The sequence below is a fragment of the Halalkalibacter suaedae genome (assembly GCF_017939705.1).
GTDB classification, from domain to species: Bacteria; Bacillota; Bacilli; order Bacillales; family Bacillaceae_D; genus Halalkalibacter; species Halalkalibacter suaedae.
In genome coordinates this window covers 162,387-186,866 of sequence record NZ_JAGKSQ010000001.1, presented here as the reverse complement: position 1 = coordinate 186,866, position 24,480 = coordinate 162,387, and the positions used below count along the sequence as shown (strand labels likewise).

Below are 24,480 nucleotides of genomic sequence, written 5' to 3'. Positions count from 1 at the left end.
TCAAGTTATTCTCATACATTGCCAACCATTGGTTAGAATATAGATAGCAGGAAGCAAACCATTTGCTATCCAATATTAGAAACATTATCATCATAGCATAGGCTTCATCATCTGTTCACAAATTTTTTTTGAGCTTTAGATTAGACATGTTATAATGTAGACGTGTTATTATAATATAGTCTGTTACTTACAAACGTGAAATGACAAATATAGATAAAAAATGATGTTATTTGTATGGAAAAGATTTAGGGGGTGAACGTCAGGATGCATATTCTTGTTGTTGGGTTCAATTATAAAACGGCTCCTGTCGAAATGAGAGAGAAGTTCGCATTTCAAGAATCAGAGCTTCCAGAGGCGTTGTCTCAATTACGGAAAATGAAAAGCATTTTAGAATGTACGATTGTTTCGACATGTAACCGTACGGAAGTCTATGTTGTGGCAGACCAATTGCATACAGGTCGCCATTACACAAAGACATTTTTAGCAGATTGGTTTGATTTATCGAAGGAAGCATTTCTTCCTTATTTAGATATCCGTGAAAATGAACATGCTATTGAGCATCTATTTCGTGTGTCCTGTGGACTCGACTCAATGATCTTGGGTGAAACTCAAATCTTGGGTCAAGTGAAAACAAGTTTCCTATTAGCACAGGAACAACAAGCGACTGGTACAATTTTTAACCAGTTATTTAAGCAAGCAATCACATTAGGAAAGAGAGCACATACTGAGACGGAGATCGGCGAGCATGCCGTTTCAGTTAGTTATGCAGCTGTAGAGCTTGGAAAGAATATTTTTGGCAATTTCGCTGGGAAGCATGTCGTTATTTTAGGTGCAGGGAAAATGAGTGAGCTTACTGCGAAACATTTGCATGCAAATGGTGCGAATAAGATTACAGTCATTAATCGTACGGAAGCGAAAGCGGCAGAGCTTGCTCAACAATTTCTAGGTCAAGCTAGACCATTCGAACAATTACAACAGACATTAGCAGAAGCGGATATTTTGATTAGCTCGACTGGTGCAAGACAATTTGTTGTAACGAAAGAAATGCTTGCAGGTTCTTTAAAGAAACGTAAAGGCAATCCATTGTTTATGGTTGATATTGCGGTTCCACGTGATTTAGATCCGGCTCTTGCAGACTTTGACGATGTCTATCTCTATGATATTGATGATTTACAAAATATCGTTGAAGCCAACTTGGCTGAGCGCCGACAAGAAGCAGAGAAGATTGAATTAATGGTTGAAGTGGAAATTGAAGAGTTCAAACAATGGTTAAATACACTTGGTGTTGTCCCTTTAATTACAGCATTAAGAACAAAAGCATTGGGTGTTCAGGCTGAAACGATGGAAAGTATAGAACGTAAGATGCCTAACTTAACTGAACGGGAAAAGAAGGTATTAAACAAGCATACAAAAAGTATCGTGAACCAGCTTTTACGTGACCCAATTACAAGAGTCAAGGAATTAGCCGGAGAAGAGGATGCTGAGCAAGCATTAGCATTGTTCACTAAAATCTTTGCTTTGGAAAATGAACTTGCCTTACACGAAGAAGATGAAAGAATAGTAGAAGCGGAGAAGCAATGGGAGTCAAACAAGCAAGAATATGTATCTGTAGCAAGACAACGTAAAGCTGTTGTCCGTTCTTAAGAAAGAAGGACTTAACATGAATTGGATTTATCCTATTACGATTGTGCTATATAGCTTTAGTGTATTTGGGTACTTTATTGATTTCTTACAAAACAACCGGAAGGTCAATCGGATTGCCTTCTGGTTGCTTTCTATTGTCTGGGTCCTTCAAACGGTTTTCTTTATTTTTCGTGCACTCGAACTAAATCGGGTTCCGTTACTGACGCCCTTTGAAGGTTTATTTTTTTACGCTTGGATTATTGTAACGATATCTTTGGCGATCAACTGGTATTTCAGAGTAGATTTTCTTGTTTTCTTTACGAATGTCATTGGCTTTAGTATGATGACATTTAGTCTATTCACACCGGATGGTGATGTACCAAAATCGTTATCCAATTTATTAGCTTCAGAACTCCTCGTTATTCATATTTCGATGATCTTATTATCCTATGCAGCTTTTACTGTTGCCTTTGCTTGTCAGCTCTTATATGTTCTACAGCATCAAATGCTTAAAAAGAAGATATGGGGCAAGCGTTTAGGACGCTTCGGGGCATTATCGAAATTAGATGGCATTTCATTCATAGCTGTCATCATCGCATGGCCACTATTATTAATTGGACTTATTCTAGGTTTTGTCTGGGCCTATAGTCAACTAGGAGAAATTATTCTTCTTGATACAAAAGTAATTAGTTCTTTGTTAGTACTTGCCGTATATGGTGTTTATTTATATCAACGTGTGGTCAAATTGATAAGAGGATATAATATGGCATTATTAGCGATTGCTGGATTTTTAATTTTATTAATTAATTACTTTTTATCGGGACAATATTCAACGTTTCATATATGGTACTAACATAAAGGAAATTGGAGGAACAGCATGCGAAAAATAGTCATTGGTTCTAGAAAAAGCAACCTAGCATTAACTCAGACCGACTGGGTGATTGATCAATTATCAAAATTGAATCTCCCTTATGAATTTGAAGTAAAGAAAATTGTTACTAAAGGTGACAGAATTCTCGATGTGACCTTGTCCAAAGTTGGTGGAAAAGGATTATTCGTTAAAGAGATTGAACAGGCACTTGAGGATAAGGAAATTGATTTAGCCGTACATAGCATGAAAGATGTTCCGTCAGTATTACAAGATAAATTTACTTTAGCTGCAATTACTGAACGTGAAGATCCACGTGATGCTTTTATTTCTAATAATGACATCCCACTTGCTGATCTTCCTGCTGGATCGATTGTAGGAACAAGTAGTTTACGACGTTCCGCTCAAATTCTAGCTGCACGCCCAGATCTTGAGGTCAAGTGGATTCGAGGGAATGTTGAAACAAGACTTCGTAAGCTGAAGGAAGAAAATTTCGATGCGATTATTTTGGCTGTTGCAGGTATAAAGCGTTTAGGCTTCCCAGACGATCTTATTACAGAATATTTAGACCCAGAATTATGTGTCCCAGCTGTAGGACAGGGGGCTCTTGGGCTTGAATGTCGTGCGGATGATCAGGATTTAATTAATCTACTTAAGCATATTCAAGATGACCATACTGCACGTACGGTTACTGCTGAACGTACCTTCTTGCATAAGATGGAAGGCGGATGCCAAGTTCCTATTGCAGGCTATGCGGTAACAGAAGGCGATCAAATCTCTTTGACAGCGTTAGTTGGATCACCAGATGGCAAGGTACTAATAAAGGAAACAATCGTAGGAGTAGATCCAGTCGAGGTCGGGTTGGCAGCGGCACAGAAATTATTAGAGCAAGGGGCTAAGGAAATTCTTGATAAAGTAAAGAAAGAACTTGATCAAGGATGAGCAAAGGCCCTTTAGCTGGTCAAACGATTCTCGTGACACGAGCAAAGGAGCAAGCACAAAGTTTATCAACTCTGATAAGGAAGTATGGCGGAACACCACTAGAGGTTCCGCTTATTGCCTTTAAACGCCCTTCTAATTTAGAGCATATTGAACAAGTGAAATCAGAACTATCGAAATATCAATGGCTGATTTTTACAAGTGCTAACGGAGTTCGCTTCTTTTTCGAGAATAACCGACCATTTAATAATCGTAGTAGATCAGGAGTGAAAATTGCTGTTGTAGGCAAAAAGACAGAGCAGATGCTTCAACAATTTGAAATCACTGCAGATTTAATACCTGCTGATTATGTAGCTGAAGGGCTAGTTGCTGCCCTTTCAGGGAAAGTTAAAAAAGGTGATCATATCGTTGTTGCAAGAGGTAATCTTGGCAGACCCCTCCTCATTGATGAGCTACGTCAATTAGGTACCTATGTTGAGGATCTAACCGTTTATGAGACGTATTGGCCCAAAGTGAATAGTACATTTAGCGATATCATTAGGCAGAAGCCATCCTATATTACGTTTACAAGCTCATCTACGATTAAGCATTTTGTCAAAGCTCTTGAACAAGTAAATGTTGATATTGCTACGATTGAAAGTAAGATTGTTTGTATTGGTCCTGTTGCAAGAAAAACAGCGATTGAAGCCGGTTTGAAGGTTGAAATAATGCCATCGACATACACAATTGAAGAAATGATTCATGCTATAATCGCTCATTCTAAGGAGGATATATTCTAATGAATACCACATTTACTCGTCACCGTCGTTTAAGAAGAAATGCAGGCATTCGAAATATGGTAAAAGAAACTCGCTTACATAAAACAGATTTGATTTATCCACTTTTTGCTGTTGAAGGATCAAATATAAAAAATGAAATACCATCAATGCCAAATGTTTTTCAGTGGTCGTTAGATTTAATTGACAAGGAAGTGCAGGAGGCGGTTGACTTAGGAATTACTGCAATTATTGTTTTTGGTGTTCCTCATCCGAGTACAAAGGATGACCAAGGATCAACGGCTTATCATAATCATGGAATTGTACAGCAAGCCATTCGACAAATCAAAAGAAACCACCCTGAGTTAATTGTTATTGCCGATACATGTTTGTGCCAGTTCACTGATCATGGGCACTGTGGTGTGATTGAGGATGGACAAATTCTCAATGATCCATCTCTGAAGCTGCTAGCAAAAACTGCCGTTTCACAAGCAGAGGCAGGTGCAGATATTATCGCTCCTTCAAATATGATGGATGGGTTTGTTTCTGCGATTCGAGCAGGCCTTGATGAGGCTGGCTATGAGGATATACCAATCATGTCCTATGCCGTTAAATACTCTTCTGCTTTCTATGGTCCATTCCGTGATGCAGCAAACAGCTCACCAAAATTCGGTGACCGAAAAACATACCAAATGGATCCTGCTAATCGTTTAGAAGCGTTAAGAGAAGCTCAATCGGATATTGAAGAAGGGGCAGATATGTTGATGGTGAAACCAGCCCTATCTTATTTAGATATTATTAGAGAAGTGAAGGACTTTTCTGGTGCCCCAGTTGTTGCTTACAATGTGAGTGGGGAATACTCGATGGTGAAGGCCGCAAGTCAGCAAGGCTGGATCAACGAGGAAGAGATTGTTCTTGAGCAACTGACGAGTATGAAGAGAGCTGGAGCTGACTTAATTTTAACGTATCATGCAAAAGACGTAGCGAAATGGCTACAGTCATAGGAGGGAGCAAATCGTGACAAATTTCGAACGTTCGAAAGAAGCATTCCAAGAAGCGAAGCCGTTGATGCCAGGTGGAGTTAATAGTCCTGTACGTGCCTTTAAATCGGTGAAGATGGATCCTATATTTATGGACCGTGGAGAAGGTGTCCATATTTTCGATATTGATGGAAATGAATATATTGATTATGTCTTGTCATGGGGACCTCTCATTTTAGGACATGCAGATCCACAGGTTGTTAACGCGTTAAAAGAAACCGCTGAAAAAGGGACCAGCTTTGGTGCTCCTAATCTGCTTGAAACGAAACTAGCAAAATTAGTCATTGACAGGGTCCCATCGATCGAAGTTGTTCGAATGGTTAACTCAGGAACTGAAGCAACGATGAGTGCTCTCCGACTAGCTAGAGGCTATACAGGAAGAAGTAAGATTTTGAAGTTTGAAGGTTGCTATCATGGTCATGGTGATTCTTTACTAATCAAAGCAGGTTCAGGTGTAGCGACATTAGGCCTGCCAGATAGTCCTGGAGTTCCAGAATCAATCGCTCAGAACACACTGACGGTTCCTTATAATGATATCGAGAGTGTTCGTCTTGCTTTCGAAAAATTCGGTGATGACCTTGCAGGGGTAATTGTTGAGCCAGTTGCTGGAAATATGGGAGTCGTTCCTCCTGAACCAGGTTTTCTAGAGGAATTAAGAAAAATTACTGAGGATTATGGAACATTACTTATCTTTGATGAAGTCATGACAGGATTCCGTGTAGGCTATCATTGTGCTCAAGGAACCTTTGGAGTGACACCAGACTTAACCTGTTTAGGAAAAGTCATCGGTGGTGGCTTACCAGTTGGTGCGTATGGTGGGAAACGCGAAATTATGGAGCAAATTGCACCAAGTGGACCAATCTATCAAGCAGGAACTCTTTCTGGTAATCCTCTTGCAATGTCTGCTGGGTATGAAACGTTGTCTCAGCTAACACCAGCCGACTATGATCGTTTTGAGCTACTAGCAGAACGTCTAGCTTCTGGTCTATCTGAGGCTGCTAAGAAGTATGGAATTCCTCACCATATCAATCGTGCTGGATCAATGGTCGGGTTTTTCTTTACAGGTGAGAAAGTAACCAATTTCGAAAAAGCATCAACATCCAATTTAGAGTATTTCACAGAGTACTTCCATGAGATGATTAAACAAGGTATTTCTCTACCGCCTTCTCAATATGAAGGAATGTTTTTATCGACTAAACATACAGAGGCCGATATTGATCGAACAATTGAGGCTGCTACTCATGCTTTTTCTACACTTAAATAAGAGAAATGAGGTTCTAATCGGTCATAAGCCGGTTAGGACTTTTTTGATTTGAGTTATTTTTGCTAGATAAACGCAATAATTATCCTAATCGTAAACAAATTGTCTCACTAAATTTCCCTTACCAAGCATAATCACTAGGAACTTGTCATAGAGTGGTATTGTACTGACTAGGAACGTTACAGAAGAGTAGATATGACTATGATGAGGAGGAATGAAAGTGTCACAAGAACATCCATCAAAGCTATCATTTTCAATTGAGGAATCGGTTTGGTTAAATAAAGGTCAAGAAGTAGAAGAAATCGTAGGGATGTCCCTTGAACCTGAAATTGTCATTGAGGAAAAAGACCTCCATGTCTATATTAGAGGTGGATTGCGATTATTAGGAGAGTATCGTTCAGCTAAGGTTGACGATTCTGTTGATGTCGGGCATTCCCTTGAACAGCAAGTATCTTTCAGGTCTGCGGGAGATGTGACTGTTTCGCCAAATGGCATTGGTGAAATTAAACATTTTTTTCCAATTGATGTTACCATTCCAAGTAGTCGAATTCAAAATCTAGATGATGTCTACGTTCAGGTTGAATCGTTTGATTATGATTTACCTGAGAAAAGTTGCATTCAATTAACTGCTGATATTGGTATTAGCGGAATGACATACCAACAGGAAGAAGAAGTGAAACCACGTGTGGATTTGGAAGAAGCTGTCCCGACAGCATTTACCTATGAAGCAAAAAGAGAAGCTGAAAGCGAAACGACTAGCCCAATTAATCCAAATAATGAACCAGTGAATGAAGCGGAGGGAGAACCTATTCCAAAAGATACGACACCATCGTTTGCTCCATCGCCTGTTTCTCGTTTTGAACGCAAGGAACAACCAAAAGAGGAACTTTATACACCATCAGCAGCACTAGCGGAAGAGCCTGCTGAGGAATCACCTTCTGCATCATTAGCACCAGAAGTAGAAGAAGTAAAGGAAGTTGAAGAACTAGAAGAGCTAGAGCCTGTAAACTATGAAGAAGACCTAGAAGAATTAGACGAGATAGACGAAATAGAAGAGCAAGAACCATTTGCTGCTGTTCGTCAAACAGAAACAAAAATTAACCTTGCTCCATTGAAGGAATTAGCTACTGTTTCTAATGAGCAAACAGAAGAGACTAAAGCTGGCAATGAGTCAGAACCCGTTACTCCTAGAGAAGAAAATGCCCTTTATTTAACGAAGATGCTATCAAAAGGTGAAGAGCGTTTCTCAAAGTGGAGAATGTGCATTATTCAAGAGAACGAAACGTTAGATATAATTGCAGAGCGATATGAAATTAGCACAAGTCAATTAATGCGTACAAATCGTCTTCAAGGCGAACAGGTTGAAGAAGGTCAAATTCTATACATTCCTGTTTCAGTCGAATCCTTATAAAGGAGTTATCGTATGGAATTGTTGGATTGTCTTAAGGAGCACTATCAGTGGGAAAATGTGAAGTTTGTTAATGAAACACTCATTGAAACAGAGAGTGGACACAAACGGCTGCACTATTGGTCTGATAAAATCCTTCTTGATTGGCATATTAAATGGCGTGATCACTGCAGTGACACGCCCTATGTCCTTATTGATCGAATGATCAGAAGCGGGGAGCAAAAGGCTGCGATTGAGTGGAAGGATGGTTGGATTACTGTTCATGATGACATTGAACAACCCTACCCAATTAGAGGACAAGAGGCAAATGTTGTGAAGGTCATTACGTCAATGATTGACTATGGACTCGAGGAACATAAGGATATTGAACCTATCCAATTGAAGGGACCAATATATCAAGAGCTGTATAAGTCTATGCCCTATTTCTTACCAGAGCAGAAAGCCTTTCTATCTTCGGTCCTAAGAGAAGCAGATGTTCGTATGAAAAAGGCCGTTTCCTTGAGTAATTTGACTGAAGGGACGTTACCACTTCTCGATCCGATTACGTCTGTTACCCACTTTAAAAAGGTATTTAATGTTATATTTTTATATGGAACGGTTCGCGAACCTGAAAGAGGATATTATTCTTTCTCGCTCTTTTTAAAAGAATGGCTTGATACATCTGGAAAAGAATCAGTTGAAACCTTCCTTCAGCAATTGTTTGAAGATCCAAGAATGACAAAAGATCAGATTCTTTTGTTGCTATCAGAATGTCTGAAACCTTTTGAGCTTGACTCGTTAGTAAATCTGATGAAGCAGAAGCCAACAGATGTTGAGATCCAGCGTGGAATTGACCTTGTTAAAGAGGATTGGGAAAAATCAAAACAACTTGTGCAAATCATAAGTGTAACCATTGATAAAAAGAAGGTGTTAGCTTCATGATCCAAGTGCAACCTGCATCAAGTTATGAGTCGATTTTATTTTATTATGACCTATATCCAACCGAGGTTGAAGATTTAGGGAAAATTAAGAAGGTAACAACAAATAGGGGTGTCTTTGCATTAAAGGAATCCACTGTCCCTCCCCAGCAAGCTGATGAATTTGTACATTCTATTCGCAAATTAACAAAGCTTGGTTATAAACAGATGGTTCCTGTTCTGCCGACAAAGTACGGAGAATATACGGTTACGACAGGAACTCATACGTATTATGTGATGCCGTGGATTGAAGAAATTGAATACACAGCAAGGGAACCGAAGGAAGATAAGCTGGCTTCTCAGTTAGGTGTTATTCATCGGCTCTCTGTTAAGACACAACCATTTATTAAGGATAATATCGATGATTCCTATCAACAGCTGTTGCGTCGCTGGGAAATGAGAAGGCTTGAATTAAATCGCTTTGCTGATCAAGCTGAACAAAAAGTATATATGTCACCCTTTGAATTAACATTTATTACACATGCTCACATGCTTGATCAAATGGCTCAGTCAGCCAAAGTTCATTTAGAGAAATGGTATGAGCTTTGTTTAGAGAAAGAGAAATATCGCACGGTACTTTGCCATGGCAGAATACAACGTACACATGCTATGTTTACACCAGAAAATGAACCTTTACTCTTGAACTTTGAAAGAGCAGCGATTGATACACCGGCCCGAGATCTTGCTAGCTTCTGTCGGTATAGCTTTCCTAAAGTGTATTGGTCCGAGGATGATGTACTAAGATGGTTTATGAGATATGAAAGTCATCTCCCATTGTTAGAGGAAGAAAAGCATTTGACCTGTGCATACTTAAATTTCCCAGAACCGATTGCTTATGCAGTTGAAGCATATGCGAATGGTCAAGGAGAGATGAGAGAGCTTGAGCATGTTCAGCGATTGGAAAAACGCTTAACTTCGATGAGGAGAGTTCAACGTCTAACACAGAAGCTAATGGCTAGTACCGTTGAAGCAGAACAACAATAACGTCCTCTTTAGTTATAAGAGACGTTATTTTCTTTATAGGTGGCCACTGGAAAGGGATGTTTCACCCTTTTTACAGTGGCTTTTTTCGAATCTGTTAAAATGGAATATAGAGTGTCCTCACTTTGACACATTTTTATATAAGACGTAATTTTAATGAACCATAAAAGACAATCATTAAAGTCAATAGAATGACATCAAATGTCGTTGGAAGCAACAATGTACGTATTAATTGAAAGCAAATTAATGGTAGAAGGATCTGGCTGAACAACAATTTTATTTTCATCCATAAACTTGGTTTATAGTAAGGGTGATAGTGTTGGAATCGACGTTTCATATTGTACCTCACTTTCACTTTCTTAGCTCTTACTACTACTGTATGTTTATGAATGGAAGAGAGTGCAAGTGTGTAAGCGATGTTTCTGTTTGGAAAATTAAAATTTGGGCGAAGCTAATATTGACGAATACAAACGATTCAACTAAAATAAAAGTCACATATACACGAACGCACTGATTAGGAAGAGTAAATTCGGAACCTTCAAGAGAGAGAAATCAATAGCTGAGAGATTTCTTAAGATGTACGAATTGAATGTCGCCTATGAGCAGCCTTGCTGAACATCAGTAAGCTTGGCCGGACACTGACCGTTATCAGTTTGAGGTGTGCAGTATGAGTCTATACTGCAAACAAAGGTGGTACCGCGAAAAGCAACTCTCTTCGTCCTTTGGATGGAGGGGTTTTTTTTATGTCTAGATTTAGGAGGATGAAAATGGAAAAGAAAGAAATGCCAACGAAGTACAATCCGCAAGAAACAGAAGCTAAATGGTATTCCTACTGGCTAGAAGGTAAATTTTTCGAGGCGGGAGATGAAACGAAACAACCTTATTCAATCGTCATCCCCCCACCAAATGTCACAGGGAAACTACATTTAGGACATGCATGGGATACAACATTGCAGGATATCCTTGCCCGCGTTAAAAGAATGCAAGGGTACGACACATTATGGTTACCGGGAATGGATCATGCTGGCATTGCAACACAGGCCAAGGTAGAGGCAAAGCTTAAGGAACAAGGTCAAAGCCGTTATGACTTAGGAAGAGAAGCGTTTATTGAAAAGTCTTGGGAATGGAAAGAAGAATATGCTTCGTTCATCCGCAATCAGTGGTCTAAAATGGGGTTATCCCTAGATTATTCTCGTGAGCGTTTTACATTAGATGAAGGTCTATCGAAGGCAGTACGCGAAGTGTTTGTGAATCTTTATGAAAAAGGATTAATCTACCGCGGTGAGTATATCATTAACTGGGATCCGCAAACGAAAACAGCCCTTTCTGATATTGAGGTTATCTACCAAGATGTACAAGGTGCCTTTTATCATATGAATTATCCACTTACTGATGGTAGTGGTCAAATAGAAGTTGCAACAACTAGACCTGAAACAATGCTTGGTGATACGGCTGTTGCTGTCCACCCAGAAGACGAACGCTATAAACATTTGATTGGAAAAACAGTAACATTGCCGATTACTGGCCGTGAGATTCCAATTGTTGCAGATGATTATGTAGATATGGAATTTGGTTCTGGTGCAGTGAAAATCACTCCGGCCCATGACCCGAATGATTTTGAAATCGGAAATCGCCATAATCTTGAGCGGGTTTTAGTAATGAATGAAGACGGAACAATGAACAGTAATGCTAGTAAATACCAGGGATTAGACCGTTTTACATGTCGTAAAGAAATCGTTAAAGATCTTCAAGAAGAAGGCATTTTGTTTAAAATTGAAGATCATATGCACTCTGTTGGTCATTCTGAACGAAGTGGGGCAGTTGTAGAGCCATATTTGTCAACACAATGGTTTGTGAAAATGCAGCCATTAGCAGATCAAGCGATTGAATTACAAAAATCCGATGACAAGGTCAACTTCGTACCGGATCGATTTGAAAAGACCTATTTAAGATGGATGGAAAATATTCGTGACTGGTGTATATCTCGTCAGCTATGGTGGGGGCATAGAATTCCTGCTTGGTACCATAATGAAACAGGCGAAGTCTACGTTGGTCATGAAGCTCCAAATGATATTGAAAATTGGAAACAGGATGAAGATGTATTAGATACGTGGTTTAGTTCAGCCCTTTGGCCATTTTCAACAATGGGTTGGCCTGAGACAGATTCTAAGGATTTTGAACGTTTTTATTCAACTAATGTCTTGGTTACTGGCTATGATATCATTTTCTTCTGGGTTTCAAGAATGATCTTCCAAGGACTTGAATTTACTGGTGAGAAACCGTTTGATGATGTTTTAATTCATGGCTTGGTTCGTGATTCCGAAGGCAGAAAGATGAGTAAATCATTGGGTAATGGTGTTGATCCAATGGATGTTATCGACAAATACGGGGCAGATTCACTACGATTCTTCTTATCAACAGGCAGTTCCCCGGGAAATGACCTGCGTTTTTATTGGGAAAAGGTCGAATCTACGTGGAACTTCGGTAATAAGATTTGGAATGCCTCACGATTCGCTTTAATGAATATGGATGGTCTGAAGTACGAAGAAATTGATTTTAGTGGGGAAAAGTCGATTGCTGATAAATGGATTCTAACAAGACTTCAGCAGACAATTGCTGATGTAACACGCCTTATTGATGCATATGAATTTGGTGAAGTTGGTAGAGTTCTTTATAACTTTATTTGGGACGATTTCTGTGACTGGTATATTGAAATGGCAAAATTACCGCTAAATGGTGAAGACGAAAACGCTAAGAAAACGACACGTTCCGTCTTAGCACATGTGTTGGATCAGACAATGCGACTTTTACATCCAATGATGCCGTTTATTACCGAGGAAATATGGCAGCATTTGCCACATGAGGGCGAATCAATTACGATTGCAGCATGGCCGGTAAGAGATACAGGTCTAATTTTTGATGAAGCTGTCGAAGATATGGAAATGATCAAAGAGATTATCCGATCTGTCCGCAACACAAGAGCAGAGTTAAATGTTCCAATGAGTAGAAAGATCGAATTATTGATCAGTGCTAATAATGAAACAACACTTAATCAATTAAGACGCGGACAAAGTTATATTGAAAAGTTCTGTAACCCTGAAACATTAGTAATTGAAACAGGCATAACAGCTCCTGAGAAATCAATGTCCCAAGTCTTAACAGGGGTAGAATTATTCCTGCCGCTCGCTGGACTGCTTGATCTAGATGCCGAAATTGCTCGTTTAAATAAAGAATTAGAAAAACTCAATAAAGAAGTTGAACGAGTTGAGAAAAAGTTAGGCAATGAAGGTTTTGTTGCGAAGGCACCAGAGAAAGTGATTGAGGAAGAAAAGGCAAAGCAAGCTGATTATAAGGCTAAGCGTGATACTGTACAGGCGAGAATTGCTGAATTAAAAGCCTAAATGACAAAATAAAGACGACACCAAGATATCACTTAGGCTGTCATAAAAGGTAAGGTATAGCCTTTTTATGACAGCCTTTTAATATAGAAAAAGCAGGGGAGGAATAGAATTAATGAAAACAAGTTCAGAAACAATTGATTGGATTCATAGTTTATTACCATTTGGAATAAAGCCAGGCTTAAAAAGAATGGAATGGATGCTTGATAAACTTGATCATCCTGAAAAAAGGTTGAAAACGATACATGTCGGTGGAACAAATGGCAAAGGATCAACCGTTAGCTTTTTAAGACATGCTCTTGAAGAAGCTGGATATTGTATTGGGACATTTACCTCTCCTTATATTGAAACATTTGAAGAACGTATTTCTGTCAATGGAGTACCAATTGAAGAAGAGGCTCTTGTCAATTGTGCAAATAGGATTCGCCCACTCGTGGAGGAATTAGCTGAAAGTGATTTAGGAAGTCCAACTGAGTTCGAAGTAATCACGACAATTGGCTTTCTTTACTTTGCGACAATCGCCAAAGTAGATCTTGTTATTGTTGAGGTCGGTCTTGGTGGTAGACTTGACTCTACAAATGTGATTACACCACTTATATCTGTTATTACATCGATTGGCTTTGACCATATGCATATTCTAGGCAATTCCTTGGAAGAGATCACCTCTGAAAAAGCTGGCATTATTAAAGAAAACTGTCCGATTGTTTCTGGCGTTTCACAAGCAGAAGGACGTGCAATTATTCGTGAAAAGGCGAAGCAAACCTCAAGTCCATACTATCAGTTAGGAGAGGACTTCACTCAATTACTAATGGAGAGTTCTGAGGAAAAGCAGGTGTTTGAATATCAATCAAAAGAAAACAGAGTCATTACACTTACTATGCAAGGTCCTCATCAGCGCGAAAACGCGTCTGTCGCTATAGCTGTTCTTGATCTTCTAAAGAACATGGGATTCACCATTGGGGAAAGAGAGCTCATTCGCGGTTTGCAAAAAACAACATGGCTAGGTCGGTTTGAGAAAATATCGAATCATCCATTAATCGTATTAGATGGTGCTCATAACAAAGAAGGACTTGCTTCACTAGCGAATACATTAAAGCAACATTACCCGAATAGAAAATACCGATTTTTATTAGCTGCAACTAAAGAAAAAGATATGGAAATTTTGTTAGAGCCCTTTTCTGAAATGGACGCTCATTTTACATTTACTAGCTTTGACTTTTTTAGAGCAGCCGAAGCAACCACATTATATAACCAGTCACCGGTTGCTTTGAATCAGAAGGGGTATCATCAAAACTGGGAGACTGCCTTTGATGAAGAGATGAAGATGTTAGATAATCGGACAATGTTAATTGTTTGTGGATCTCTCTATTTTGTTTCCACAGTTAGAAAAAAATGGTATAGTAAAAAAGACATGAATCAAATGTAACTATATAAAAAAGAGGTGGACAGATTGTCAGCACAAAAGAATAAATGGATATGGTCAGGCTGGTTAGTTGTGTTCACTCTTTTTTTGTTTGCACTTGGACAAGTGGAGGTTTTTTCTGCATTTATATCTTTAGAAGTGCTATCATTCCTACTTTTAGTTATAGTAACTGCAATGTTTCCAATCTATTATCGCAATCATAATCTAACATTATTTCAATGGTTAGCCATTGCTATATTCATCGTATTTGGTTTTGGAGTTGAGGTTGTAACGACTCAAATTGGTGTAGTAGCTGCATTAATTGCATCAGGATTAAATCGCTCAACCCTTTATCGTATTCCAATCAACTCTTTAATTTTTTTTATAACATCTAGTACTTCAGCACTAGCCTTCTATATTGTCGGAGGTCAAACGGGTGAGTCGTTTTCTTTCTTACTACATGGGCATGCAATTTTGCTGTATGCACTAACGTTTCATTTCGTGAATCATCTTCTTATTTTTACTGTGAAAAGATATGTGTTCATCATTCAAAATCAAAATGTAGTCAAAGGATTGAAGCGTGAGCTGATTATTGGCTGTGTCCTTCTACCAACGGCGTTGATCCTTGTCGTTTTATTTTGGGAGATTGGAATCCTAGCCGTTGTCTTTACAGGAATTGTGTTTTTTGTATCATCTTTTTTTCTTAGAGCTTACACACGTACGGAACGAATGAACGATCTGTTGAAGGAAGTGACAAACGTTGGTTATGAACTCAATTCTAGTATGACAGAGCAAGAGTTGATGAATAGGGTTTGTAAACGACTGGAGCTATTTTTGGAATGGGATCAACTATATTTATATCGAGTAGGCGAGGAGAAGTTATCGCTAAGCTATATGCACCAAAAAGGTGAGGAAGCTGTGCCTTTGACATTAAAATATGGTGATGCCTTTAGTAAGCTGGTCATCAAAAGCGAAAAAATAGAAATGGCAGATATGCGTCAACAATGGTTATCACTAGGTGCGAATCTACCGAATCATCTTGAAACAATAATATCTGTTCCATTAAAGTCTCAGCAAACGGTGAAAGGGGTTTTAACCATTGCTTCATCAAAGCAAAAAGCCTTTCTCCAACAGCAAGTGATGGTGGTGGAAATTATCGCCAATATGCTGTCGATCGCCCTTTCAAATGTAAAGCAATTAGAGAAAAGTCGTAAGCAAAGCTATCATTGTCCACTTACAGGTTTATATAATTATAGATATTTTGAAAAAGTCCTTCATGAAACACTTGAGAAAAAAGATCAGATTGCTTCACTTATTTTGTTAGATCTGGATCATTTCAAGAGAATTAACGATACATATGGTCATCAAAGCGGCAATGAAGTGCTGATTGAAGTCGCGAACCGGTTAGTCGGAACGGTTAGACAAGGGGTGACTGTTGCCAGGTATGGCGGGGAGGAATTTGTCTTACTGCTTCCTAATACAACAGTCGATGAGGCTTATCAAGTAGGGCTAAGAATTCAAGCTGTTCTAAAGGAATCCCCCTTTTTTGTTAGACAAGATCTATCGTCGCATGTCACTGCTAGAATTAATGTGACAGCGAGTATTGGAGTGGCAAGCTCTGAAACTGCGGAAGAGGATGAGAAGAGTGATGCGGTAACTCTAATTCGTAAAGCGGATCGTGCGATGTATAACGGAGCGAAACAGAAGGGCCGTGACCGGGTGGCGACTTATTATTCTGTTAAGGAAGCTGAATCTATAATTGAAGAGCTAATTTAAATATAAATATAATAAAAAGCCTCGGATTATTGAGGCTTTTTATATTTATTCGACCACTTCACGATTTAACAGTTTTGGTTTATCGATTGAAGTAATGATTGGTTCATTTGCTTGTAAGTCTGAGTAAATCTTGTCGATTTTTTCATTATATATGACTTGAAGACGTGAATTTTGTTTTGTCTGGGCTGTCCTGTTATGGTAATAATACCAATCATTTCTATTGCCATATCGAACAGAATTAGGAAAAGAGCTAGTGTCTGACATTCCTCTTACTCCATTTAGCACAATTCTTCGTGCTGATATTCCTCCAATAATTTTAATGTTAGATCCTACCCCGAACATTTCAAATGCATCATCAGAATAGAAATAACCTTTAATTTCACTTGGATCATCTTGATATACACTATTATTACGGATTGTTATTGTTCCTTTTGAGAAAACAATTAACGAACCAATTTCTTTTTCCCCTTTAGGAAGCCCTGCTAACCTTGAATGTTCTACGAGGGTATTACTCCATCTTTCAACCTTTGTACTTTCATCAATGACTTTACCTCCTACATTAATAATGGCGTCCACTTCGGCGTCTGCTCCTTTGATGATTAAATCACCTGTTACATAGATATTTCCGAATAATTGTATTTTTGCGTAATTACTTGGGTCATAACTTGATGAGTTGTTTCCAATCGTCAAGTCTCCATCAACAAATAATCCGTTTAGGAAGGTTGCCTTGCTTGTTTCCCTCGAATTTGAACTTGTCAGCTTTAAATCACCATTTACAAAAAGGTTCCCAAATGTATTGGTTCCAGTCAAAGTTAAGCCACGAATTTCTGTACCGTACCATCCATATCCATAACCGATAAACACTCGTCTGTTAGGATAATGTAACCCAGAGGTAGTAACATTATGACTTCCCGATAAATATGTTACTCCGGGATCATTATAAGCATATTCATTATTTTTCTTTTGCTCTAAAATGTTATGGGTTTTTCGTGTTGGTTGTCGTGCAACGATCTGTGGAGCTATGGTAAAGGCATCTTGTAATGAGTTAGTTTTTTTTGTATAAGTAGATGAGAATGAGTTACGTCTTATATGATTCGCATATGTTGGAGTTGAATTAAATGAGTAAACATTTCCACCCAAAACGACATTACCTATTTGAGAAGGCTTAGTTCCACGGATACTTGGATAAAGTGAATCGATCCATTGCTCACTGCCGCTAAAAAAAGCGTAACCCCGATCCGTTGTTATTAAATCTCCATCTACTTTTACATCTCCATAAATATCCACACCACCGTGCAAAAACATGTTTCCTTCACCTGGTATTTGGGAGCAAGAAGAATCATTACTTTTACATAGGATATGTGCCCCTAACGCATAATTTAACGCATCCGGCACAGATTGAGATCCAACCTCCATAGTTGTCTTAAGTTCTCTTTCTCGCCCATCAACTATACCTCTACTCAATAAAGTGATTTTCTTTCGTAATTCATTCTCAGTTCCGTCTGCGTTTGTGACTGGTTCAATCGCTGAGAGGCACGCGGAATAGTCTCCTGTTTCGCCACTGTTTTCAAGCTTACTACTCGTACATGTATAGTTGTTTAGTGTTTCATTTAATTTTGTAATAAATTGCTCTCTTGGTATTCCGGAGGTACCAATCATTTCCTCTAGCTTCGTTTGTATTTCTTGGCTTAAATGGTCTAACCCTTTTTCCGTAACTTCCTCAACTTGGACAACATCTTCTCTAATTTCTGTTCGTAGGAAGCCGCCCATTGTCATTGAGAGTAATAATGTCGCAAGTAATCCAAAAATGAGTGTAATAACGAGTGTTAAAAGGAGTGAATAACCTCGCTCATTAAGATATTTCATTATTCACCCTCCTTATCAGTAATGATCTGAACTTCCGTCGTTAATTCGAGTTCCCTATTATTTACTGTTGATTTTAATACTAATGTGATTTGATAATGCCCCTGTTTTATTTCTTTAATTTGTGATTCGGGTTCAAGTAGGATGTCATCACTACTTGGCTCGAGGGTTGCTGATTCAAGTAGAACCTTTCCATCTGCCAAGCCGAGTTGGTGATTTGTGCTGCTTCCCGTCTTCCGTACTACTAAATAGGAGTGTGAGGGATTTGCAGGGTCTTGAAGTTGTTTGGATTGGATTTCACTTGTCTTAAGTAAATACAATTCATTGAGTAGCTGAACCATCAAGTAATCAGCTTCATCCCTAATTTCGGCTTCAACCTTAACTCTCTCAGCCGTTTTTAGTCCATTAGTTAACATGCTCGCTGCTAGAATTGTTATGAGGGTGATTAATACTAACGTTACTAATATCTCAATAAGTGTAATCCCTCTTTGTGATTGTAGGTTTTTAATCATAGATGACATAGCCCTCTACTTTACTAGATATTGGTGTCTCTGGAAGAGTGACTGTTACATGAACATTAATTAAATGATTTGTTTTCTCGGAAGTTGATTGACTTGCTGTAATTGAAACTGCGTAAACACGATCATTAACAAGTGGTTGATAGAAAGACTCACATGTTTCATTTGTACAAGAGCTATGATTATATGCTTTTGTTCCTAGGACGTATGAAGGTGAAGGAGAGAGATTAGGTGACTCAATATATGAAAATGGATCAGATTTAAGTCTTGCTAGAGTGAGTTTTGCGAGATTTACGGCGACTAATGTGTCGTTATTACGGACGGCGACTTGATTTGTATAGGTGAATATCGTTAAAAAACTTAGTAGTACAATGGATAATAATACTAATGAGACCAGAATTTCCACTAATGTAAAACCTTTTTGATCTTTATGAAATTTCGCTCTACGCAAAGAAATTCTCTCCTAACATTTCCCTAAATAAGGAACTAGTTCTAATGGGTTACAAATTAGTCTTTTCTTTTAATCTATTGTCATTTATTATACACTATATAAGGAAAAAGACGCATCGTTTATCGTGCAATTGAGAATATAAAAATGAGGTAGTTAAAATGATCTATATTTTTCCATTTGTAGGAGCTTTAGTTTTGTACTTTATATTGCCTCTCTTACCTGTTGCGTTAACGAAGAAGGCCAGGTATATCGTTATCCTGAACACACTACTATTGACTTTACTGTATTTAGCTTTAGTCAACCTAGGTTCAACATGGGTAGCGATTTTTGCTGTTTGTACTCTCTTACCTTTAACAGCTTATTTGTTTTTTACTAGAGTCATCCTAGTGCAGGAAAATCAAACTGATGATGTAGGATTTTCACAGATCGAAAGGCATGAGACTGTAAAAGATGAGAAGATCGAAAATGAAGTTGAAGTGAATTACATTGATGAAGTGGAAGTGGAGGCTGAACACCACGACATAGAATTGGAGGAGTTGGAAGAAGAAACATTTCTTCAAGAAGAAGTGAATCTCGATCTTACTAGTGAAATTCCTGTTCTGGATCATTTAGCTGAGATTCCTAAAGAAGATATAACTGAAGAATTAGTTGAAGATGAGATCAATGAAGTATCCAACTCCTTCGAGGAAGACTCCGAATCTGAAGATGAATTTGACTTTCTGCTAAGAAAGAGAGAAGTACCTAAGAAGAGAGAGGTTGTTGATTTAACTGATGGTGGTGATTCTGAAGATGAACAACTGTTTGAAAATCGCGAACAATTATTTGCTGAGGTCGAAGATGAAGGGATCTTATTAAAGGAAGAACAAGAAGGTATTCCACTCTCGATTGATGTTCCAACAATTGCGAAAAATGTTGTCGAAACAGAAGAAAAAAGTGAAGAAAATGTCATTAATCCAAATCAAGTTACATTTGAAGAAATCGATGATTTAGTAAATGATGAGACAGTTGATGCAACTGAAGAAGAGACAGAAGTGCTTGAAGAATTAAAGAATGAAGAAACTGATTCTGATGTACGTGTTGAAACAAGACCAAATGAAGCACCCGAGAAGCTAGAGGATACAGCAACAGCAGATGAGACAGATATTGATAAGAGCTCTTTATCTAATGGAACGGAAGCTGAAGGAAAGCGAATGGATTCGGGCATATTGTCACTTGTGCTAAAGGAATTAACTTGGATTAAAAAGCAGAACGGTGAAGAATTGTATGAGCAAACTCTTCTAGGGAATCTTCAAAATAAATTACATCCGCGTGATTACTACCTATTTGCATCATTGCTTCGTGATTTATACATTAGTCAGCAGGATTATGTAAAACTGAAGAATCTTATGCTCGATTTGAGAGAACGCTATGTACATCAACCTGTGTTGCTTGAAGAGATCAATTATTATTTAAACCAAATTCAATAACGTTTTGAGTGAAACGTTGAAGGAGTAGAGAAGATGAAGAAAAGTGTGGAGATTATCGGACTACCATTAATTAGTATTCAGGACGGGCAAACAGTTGGTACGGTTAAGACGTTAATTATCAATCCAGAAAATAAGACTGTTGACTTTTTAACAGTTCAAAATGAGAATTGGCAAGTGACGATGAAGGCTGTTCCGTTCAAAAAAATTATTGGTGTAGGTGACTATGCTGTAACAATCGAACATGAGAACAATATTATTGATTTAACTGAAATTCCTATTGCTAATACACTAGTAAATCGAAATATCAAAATGATTGGTAATAAAGTGATGACTCGAAAAGGTGAGTTATTAGAAGAGGTCGTCGAATTTTATGTGGATGACGAAAATGGCAGGTTAGCAGCTATTGAATTGAATAATCGCGAAGATGCGATATTGTCGTTTGAAAATGTGGTGACGATTGGTAAAGAGATGTTAATTGTTCATGAAGATAGTTTGAATCAATTTACGAAGAGTCTGGGACAAACAACAGATCTTTCGAGTAGAGAAGTAGCTGTACCGGAGATGGAAGATAGCGTTGAACATGATGAAGTAATCCAAAAACAAATTGAGCTATTAAAAGGGAAAATAGTAACTGACAATATCCATGGTGTAGATGGTGAATTATTAGTAAGTGAAGGAGACGTCTTAACTGAAGAAGTTATTAAGGCGGTTCAATCTAACAGTCAAGCAGCATTCATCCAACTATCAATGAGCGTTGAGTAATAATAAGGGGCTGTTCAAATGAGTGTTCAACAACAAACTAAATTAAATTATGGTAAGACACTCATCTTGTTAGGGAGCAGTCTGTTCGGTGTTCTACTTTTCACAATGGTGGCATCCTTCATTCTTCAGCTTATAGTAGGTGAGGAAACGTTCCAAGAGAACACCATTATTGCATCAACAAGTATAGCTGGACTTACTACAGAGTCGGCACGAGCTGTTCTTGAAGAAGAGGTTGAGCTATGGCGGCAAGGTACAACCGTGACGTTGGAATATGCGGAACATGAGGTTATCTTGTCACATCAAGCCATTGACTTTAACATCGTGGAAAGTGTTTCACTAGCAGAAGATGCAGCAACAAAGGGGTTAATTGCAAAGATCAATGAGTCTTATTTCTTAGAAGCGGTAGAAGCACTACCTGTTCAATTAGAGACGATTGATACTAGGCAATTAATAGCTGATATCACCGAGCAAGTGGCCCATTTACAACTTAAGAATCTATCATTTAATTTAAAAGAATACAAAATTCATTCAGCCCTAGCCCCAGAAACAGTGGCAACGGCGACAATTGAAACAGATATATTTGAGGGAATACATCAAATTGTTACAGTGCTTGATGGTTATTCGATAGAAGGTGAGCAATCATTTTCAATGAATCGTGTTCTTACAGAAATGGGAATGACAGAACAAAATGATACTGCACGTTCCATTGTCGCATCCGTATTATATGAAGCGGTTCTTCAAACCGATTTTGATGTTATTGAACGATCGATTGGAAATGAAAAGCCTGAGTATACCAAAGTCGGTTTCGACGTTCTTGTAGATGAAGACGATGATTTTGTTTTTGTTAATACTACTCTTAATACCTATACATTGAACTTCGAGCTAGAAGCTAATCGCTTAGTCATAATGATTAAAGGACCTCCTTTAGAACATACTTACGAAACCGAACTAGAAAATGAGAAAACAATCCATCCGAGGACAATACTGCAATACTCAGCCAAAGTACAAAAGGGATCAAGTAGAACAGTAGTTGAAGGAAGCGATGGCTACTTCGTTAGTGTCTATCGAAAGAAAATAGACAGAAATGGATCATTGATTGAACGCGAATTAGTGACAGAAGATTTCTATCGTCCCATTCATCGCGTTGTTGAAAGAAGCTTACTCGATCAAGAGGTCAGCGGATCCTCTCCAGGGCTGACTAATACAAACGAGCAAAGTGATGATCAAAGCGAAGAAAGTTTAGAGAGTGAAGAGAGCCAAGACATTGATCAAGATTCAGACTTAGAAACGATTGTCGAAAATGATGAAACAGAACCTGTCAAGGGAGAAGAAGAGGTGAATGAAGATGGCCAAGACTAGGAAGCGATTAGGTGATTTGTTAGTCGAATCTGGATTAATCTCGGAAAAGCAACTGAAGCAAACATTGGCTGAGAAGTCAGCTAATCAAAAGCTTGGTGATGCCATTCTTCAACAAGGCTTTATCACAGATCAGCAATTGATTGAAGTTCTTGAGTTTCAGCTTGGAATTCCGCATGTCAGTTTATACAGATATCCGATTGATCCGCAAGTGACTAAGATGATACCAAAGGAAATGGCAACGAGAAACCTCATTATGCCGCTGAAAAAGGAAGGCGATAAGCTCCTTGTTGCGATGGCAGATCCAATGGATTACTATGCAATTGATGAGTTGCGCCTATCAACAGGTTTCCAAATTGATGTAGCCATTGCCACAAAGGACGATATCATTCGAACAACCCATAAATATTATGATACAGATGATGATGCAGTCGATGAGCTGTTGGATGATTTAGGTGTTATTAATGAAAAGGAACAAGATGAAGTAACAAATGAAGAGGCACCCATTGTCAAGCTTGTTAATCAGCTATTGTTACGTGCTGTTCAGCAACGAGCAAGTGATATTCATATCGATACTCAAGAAACGAGAGTACTCATTCGCTACCGCGTTGATGGGCTTTTGAAAACAGAACGAATATTGCCAAAGCATATGCAAAATATTCTCATTGCGAGAATTAAAATTATGGCTAATTTAGATATTACTGAAAGTCGTGTTCCCCAGGATGGCAGGATTAAAGTAAGCCTTGAATTCCATCCCGTTGATCTACGTGTCTCAACTCTTCCAACGGTCTATGGTGAAAAGGTTGTTATGCGTATATTAGACCTTGGAGCTTCTATTAACGATATTGATAAATTAGGATTTAATAAGATTCATATAAAGCGGTTTAACGAAATGATTGAGAAACCAACAGGCATCGTTTTAATTACAGGTCCAACTGGATCTGGGAAATCCTCGACGCTATATGCGAGTTTAAACCGACTTAACGCTGAGGAAGTAAATATTATTACTGTTGAGGACCCGGTCGAGTACCAGCTTGAAGGAATTAATCAAATTCAAGTGAATGCCAAGGTAGGAATGACTTTTGCAGCAGGACTTCGTGCCATTCTTAGACAAGACCCGGACATTGTAATGGTCGGAGAGATTCGTGATGCTGAGACTGCAGAAATTGCCGTTCGAGCTTCATTAACAGGTCATTTAGTCTTAAGTACGGTTCATACGAACGACTCAATTAGTACTGTAACAAGACTTATTGATATGGGGCTTGAGCCGTTTCTAGTGGCTTCATCATTAAGTGGAGTAGTCGCACAACGTTTAGTTCGTCGCATCTGTCGGGATTGCAAAGCAGAAGTCGAAGCAACAGAACGTGAGAAAATGATCTTTGCCAAACGTGGGATGAAGGTAACGACCGTGTTTCGAGGGAAAGGTTGTCCGATTTGCAATATGACTGGCTATAAGGGAAGACTCGCAATCCATGAAATTCTCGTTATTGATGAAACAATTAAGAAAATGATCATGAATAACCGGAGTTCAAGTGAGATTAAGGAGTATGCAATTAAAGCGGGCACGATTTTTTTAATTGATGATGGATTATTAAAAGTGAAACAAGGATTGTCAACAACTGAAGAAATATTACGTGTCGTGACCAGTGATTAAAGG

The 24,480-nt window shown here is 38.5% G+C and carries 20 protein-coding genes and 1 other annotated feature; of the genes, 16 read left to right on the top strand and 4 right to left on the bottom strand.

What is annotated here, in order from left to right; all coding sequences use genetic code 11:
- The first annotated feature begins 264 nt into the window (after window positions 1-264).
- The 9 genes from hemA (at window position 265) to ysxE (ending at window position 9,834) form a co-directional block, all read left to right on the top strand.
- On the top strand, window positions 265-1,644 hold the full coding sequence (hemA, locus tag J7W16_RS00920; RefSeq protein WP_210595052.1) for a glutamyl-tRNA reductase: 1,380 nt from the start codon (window positions 265-267) through the stop codon (window positions 1,642-1,644).
- A 16-nt stretch (window positions 1,645-1,660) separates the two neighbouring features.
- Window positions 1,661-2,476: a cytochrome C assembly family protein gene (locus J7W16_RS00915; protein WP_210595051.1), complete on the top strand. Its 816-nt coding sequence runs from the start codon at window positions 1,661-1,663 to the stop codon at window positions 2,474-2,476.
- A 24-nt stretch (window positions 2,477-2,500) separates the two neighbouring features.
- Complete coding sequence (hemC, locus tag J7W16_RS00910) at window positions 2,501-3,433, top strand: hydroxymethylbilane synthase (RefSeq protein WP_210595050.1); 933 nt, start codon at window positions 2,501-2,503, stop codon at window positions 3,431-3,433.
- Complete coding sequence (locus tag J7W16_RS00905) at window positions 3,430-4,209, top strand: uroporphyrinogen-III synthase (RefSeq protein WP_210595049.1); 780 nt, start codon at window positions 3,430-3,432, stop codon at window positions 4,207-4,209. Before hemC ends, J7W16_RS00905 begins: the two co-directional genes overlap by 4 nt.
- Entirely contained in the window at window positions 4,209-5,189 is a 981-nt protein-coding gene (gene hemB, locus J7W16_RS00900) for a porphobilinogen synthase (protein ID WP_210595048.1), read from the top strand. Before J7W16_RS00905 ends, hemB begins: the two co-directional genes overlap by 1 nt.
- A 13-nt stretch (window positions 5,190-5,202) precedes the next feature.
- Window positions 5,203-6,489 carry a glutamate-1-semialdehyde 2,1-aminomutase gene (gene hemL / locus J7W16_RS00895; RefSeq protein ID WP_210595047.1) on the top strand — a complete coding sequence of 429 codons (1,287 nt, stop codon included), beginning with the start codon at window positions 5,203-5,205 and terminating at the stop codon, window positions 6,487-6,489.
- A 217-nt stretch (window positions 6,490-6,706) separates the two neighbouring features.
- On the top strand, window positions 6,707-7,897 hold the full coding sequence (spoVID, locus tag J7W16_RS00890; RefSeq protein ID WP_210595046.1) for a stage VI sporulation protein D: 1,191 nt from the start codon (window positions 6,707-6,709) through the stop codon (window positions 7,895-7,897).
- A gap of 12 nt (window positions 7,898-7,909) precedes the next feature.
- Entirely contained in the window at window positions 7,910-8,815 is a 906-nt protein-coding gene (locus tag J7W16_RS00885) for a hypothetical protein (RefSeq protein WP_210595045.1), read from the top strand.
- Window positions 8,812-9,834 (top strand): spore coat protein YsxE, encoded by a 1,023-nt coding sequence (ysxE, locus tag J7W16_RS00880; protein ID WP_210595044.1) that lies wholly within the window; start codon window positions 8,812-8,814, stop codon window positions 9,832-9,834. Before J7W16_RS00885 ends, ysxE begins: the two co-directional genes overlap by 4 nt.
- Window positions 9,835-9,967: 133 nt before the next feature.
- Here the strand turns inward: ysxE and J7W16_RS00875 are convergent, their stop codons facing one another.
- The gene (locus tag J7W16_RS00875) at window positions 9,968-10,168 is read right to left on the bottom strand and encodes a hypothetical protein (protein WP_210595923.1); all 201 of its coding nucleotides are present in this window, start codon (window positions 10,166-10,168) and stop codon (window positions 9,968-9,970) included.
- Between the two features lie 164 nt (window positions 10,169-10,332).
- Window positions 10,333-10,557: a binding site (T-box leader), on the top strand.
- A 41-nt stretch (window positions 10,558-10,598) separates the two neighbouring features.
- Here J7W16_RS00875 and J7W16_RS00870 point away from each other — a divergent pair.
- The 3 genes from J7W16_RS00870 (at window position 10,599) to J7W16_RS00860 (ending at window position 16,407) form a co-directional block, all read left to right on the top strand.
- Window positions 10,599-13,232 carry a valine--tRNA ligase gene (locus J7W16_RS00870; RefSeq protein WP_472924495.1) on the top strand — a complete coding sequence of 878 codons (2,634 nt, stop codon included), beginning with the start codon at window positions 10,599-10,601 and terminating at the stop codon, window positions 13,230-13,232.
- Window positions 13,233-13,344: 112 nt separating this feature from the next.
- Window positions 13,345-14,655 (top strand): bifunctional folylpolyglutamate synthase/dihydrofolate synthase, encoded by a 1,311-nt coding sequence (locus tag J7W16_RS00865; RefSeq protein ID WP_210595043.1) that lies wholly within the window; start codon window positions 13,345-13,347, stop codon window positions 14,653-14,655.
- A gap of 24 nt (window positions 14,656-14,679) precedes the next feature.
- Window positions 14,680-16,407: a sensor domain-containing diguanylate cyclase gene (locus J7W16_RS00860; protein ID WP_210595042.1), complete on the top strand. Its 1,728-nt coding sequence runs from the start codon at window positions 14,680-14,682 to the stop codon at window positions 16,405-16,407.
- Window positions 16,408-16,452: 45 nt separating this feature from the next.
- On the opposite strand, the gene J7W16_RS00855 is transcribed toward J7W16_RS00860, so the two are convergent.
- From J7W16_RS00855 to J7W16_RS00845, 3 genes are read right to left on the bottom strand one after another with little or no spacing between them, the layout of a single operon-like run.
- Window positions 16,453-18,273 (bottom strand): hypothetical protein, encoded by a 1,821-nt coding sequence (locus J7W16_RS00855; protein WP_210595041.1) that lies wholly within the window; start codon window positions 18,271-18,273, stop codon window positions 16,453-16,455.
- Entirely contained in the window at window positions 18,273-18,782 is a 510-nt protein-coding gene (locus J7W16_RS00850; protein ID WP_210595040.1) for a PulJ/GspJ family protein, read from the bottom strand. Before J7W16_RS00850 ends, J7W16_RS00855 begins: the two co-directional genes overlap by 1 nt.
- A complete protein-coding gene (locus J7W16_RS00845) occupies window positions 18,775-19,239 on the bottom strand; it encodes a prepilin-type N-terminal cleavage/methylation domain-containing protein (protein ID WP_210595039.1) in 465 nt (154 codons plus the stop codon). The genes J7W16_RS00850 and J7W16_RS00845 overlap by 8 nt, the downstream gene beginning before the upstream one ends.
- Before the next feature lie 158 nt (window positions 19,240-19,397).
- Between J7W16_RS00845 and J7W16_RS00840 the strand changes: the two genes are divergently transcribed.
- Genes J7W16_RS00840 through J7W16_RS00825 form a run of 4 tightly spaced genes read left to right on the top strand, consistent with a single transcriptional unit; the run spans window position 19,398 to window position 24,477 of the window.
- Window positions 19,398-20,705 (top strand): hypothetical protein, encoded by a 1,308-nt coding sequence (locus J7W16_RS00840; RefSeq protein ID WP_210595038.1) that lies wholly within the window; start codon window positions 19,398-19,400, stop codon window positions 20,703-20,705.
- A 33-nt stretch (window positions 20,706-20,738) separates the two neighbouring features.
- A complete protein-coding gene (locus tag J7W16_RS00835) occupies window positions 20,739-21,467 on the top strand; it encodes a PRC-barrel domain-containing protein (protein WP_210595037.1) in 729 nt (242 codons plus the stop codon).
- Window positions 21,468-21,485: 18 nt separating this feature from the next.
- The gene (locus tag J7W16_RS00830; protein WP_210595036.1) at window positions 21,486-22,826 is read left to right on the top strand and encodes a G5 domain-containing protein; all 1,341 of its coding nucleotides are present in this window, start codon (window positions 21,486-21,488) and stop codon (window positions 22,824-22,826) included.
- Window positions 22,813-24,477, top strand: a complete 1,665-nt coding sequence (locus tag J7W16_RS00825) for a GspE/PulE family protein (protein ID WP_419095799.1) — start codon at window positions 22,813-22,815, stop codon at window positions 24,475-24,477. The genes J7W16_RS00830 and J7W16_RS00825 overlap by 14 nt, the downstream gene beginning before the upstream one ends.
- Window positions 24,478-24,480 lie beyond the last annotated feature (3 nt).

Excerpts from the sequence above, each read along its gene's own strand:
- hemB (WP_210595048.1), top strand. The coding sequence starts at position 4,209 with ATGAATACCACATTTACTCGTCACCGTCGTTTAAGAAGAAATGCAGGC.
- J7W16_RS00915 (WP_210595051.1), top strand. The coding sequence starts at position 1,661 with ATGAATTGGATTTATCCTATTACGATTGTGCTATATAGCTTTAGTGTA.
- ysxE (WP_210595044.1), top strand. The coding sequence starts at position 8,812 with ATGATCCAAGTGCAACCTGCATCAAGTTATGAGTCGATTTTATTTTAT.
- J7W16_RS00850 (WP_210595040.1), bottom strand. The coding sequence starts at position 18,782 with ATGATTAAAAACCTACAATCACAAAGAGGGATTACACTTATTGAGATA.
- J7W16_RS00855 (WP_210595041.1), bottom strand. The coding sequence starts at position 18,273 with ATGAAATATCTTAATGAGCGAGGTTATTCACTCCTTTTAACACTCGTT.
- J7W16_RS00875 (WP_210595923.1), bottom strand. The coding sequence starts at position 10,168 with ATGAAACGTCGATTCCAACACTATCACCCTTACTATAAACCAAGTTTA.
- hemA (WP_210595052.1), top strand. The coding sequence starts at position 265 with ATGCATATTCTTGTTGTTGGGTTCAATTATAAAACGGCTCCTGTCGAA.
- J7W16_RS00865 (WP_210595043.1), top strand. The coding sequence starts at position 13,345 with ATGAAAACAAGTTCAGAAACAATTGATTGGATTCATAGTTTATTACCA.
- J7W16_RS00870 (WP_472924495.1), top strand. The coding sequence starts at position 10,599 with ATGGAAAAGAAAGAAATGCCAACGAAGTACAATCCGCAAGAAACAGAA.
- J7W16_RS00835 (WP_210595037.1), top strand. The coding sequence starts at position 20,739 with ATGAAGAAAAGTGTGGAGATTATCGGACTACCATTAATTAGTATTCAG.
- hemC (WP_210595050.1), top strand. The coding sequence starts at position 2,501 with ATGCGAAAAATAGTCATTGGTTCTAGAAAAAGCAACCTAGCATTAACT.
- J7W16_RS00840 (WP_210595038.1), top strand. The coding sequence starts at position 19,398 with ATGATCTATATTTTTCCATTTGTAGGAGCTTTAGTTTTGTACTTTATA.
- J7W16_RS00830 (WP_210595036.1), top strand. The coding sequence starts at position 21,486 with ATGAGTGTTCAACAACAAACTAAATTAAATTATGGTAAGACACTCATC.
- J7W16_RS00825 (WP_419095799.1), top strand. The coding sequence starts at position 22,813 with ATGGCCAAGACTAGGAAGCGATTAGGTGATTTGTTAGTCGAATCTGGA.
- J7W16_RS00905 (WP_210595049.1), top strand. The coding sequence starts at position 3,430 with ATGAGCAAAGGCCCTTTAGCTGGTCAAACGATTCTCGTGACACGAGCA.
- J7W16_RS00885 (WP_210595045.1), top strand. The coding sequence starts at position 7,910 with ATGGAATTGTTGGATTGTCTTAAGGAGCACTATCAGTGGGAAAATGTG.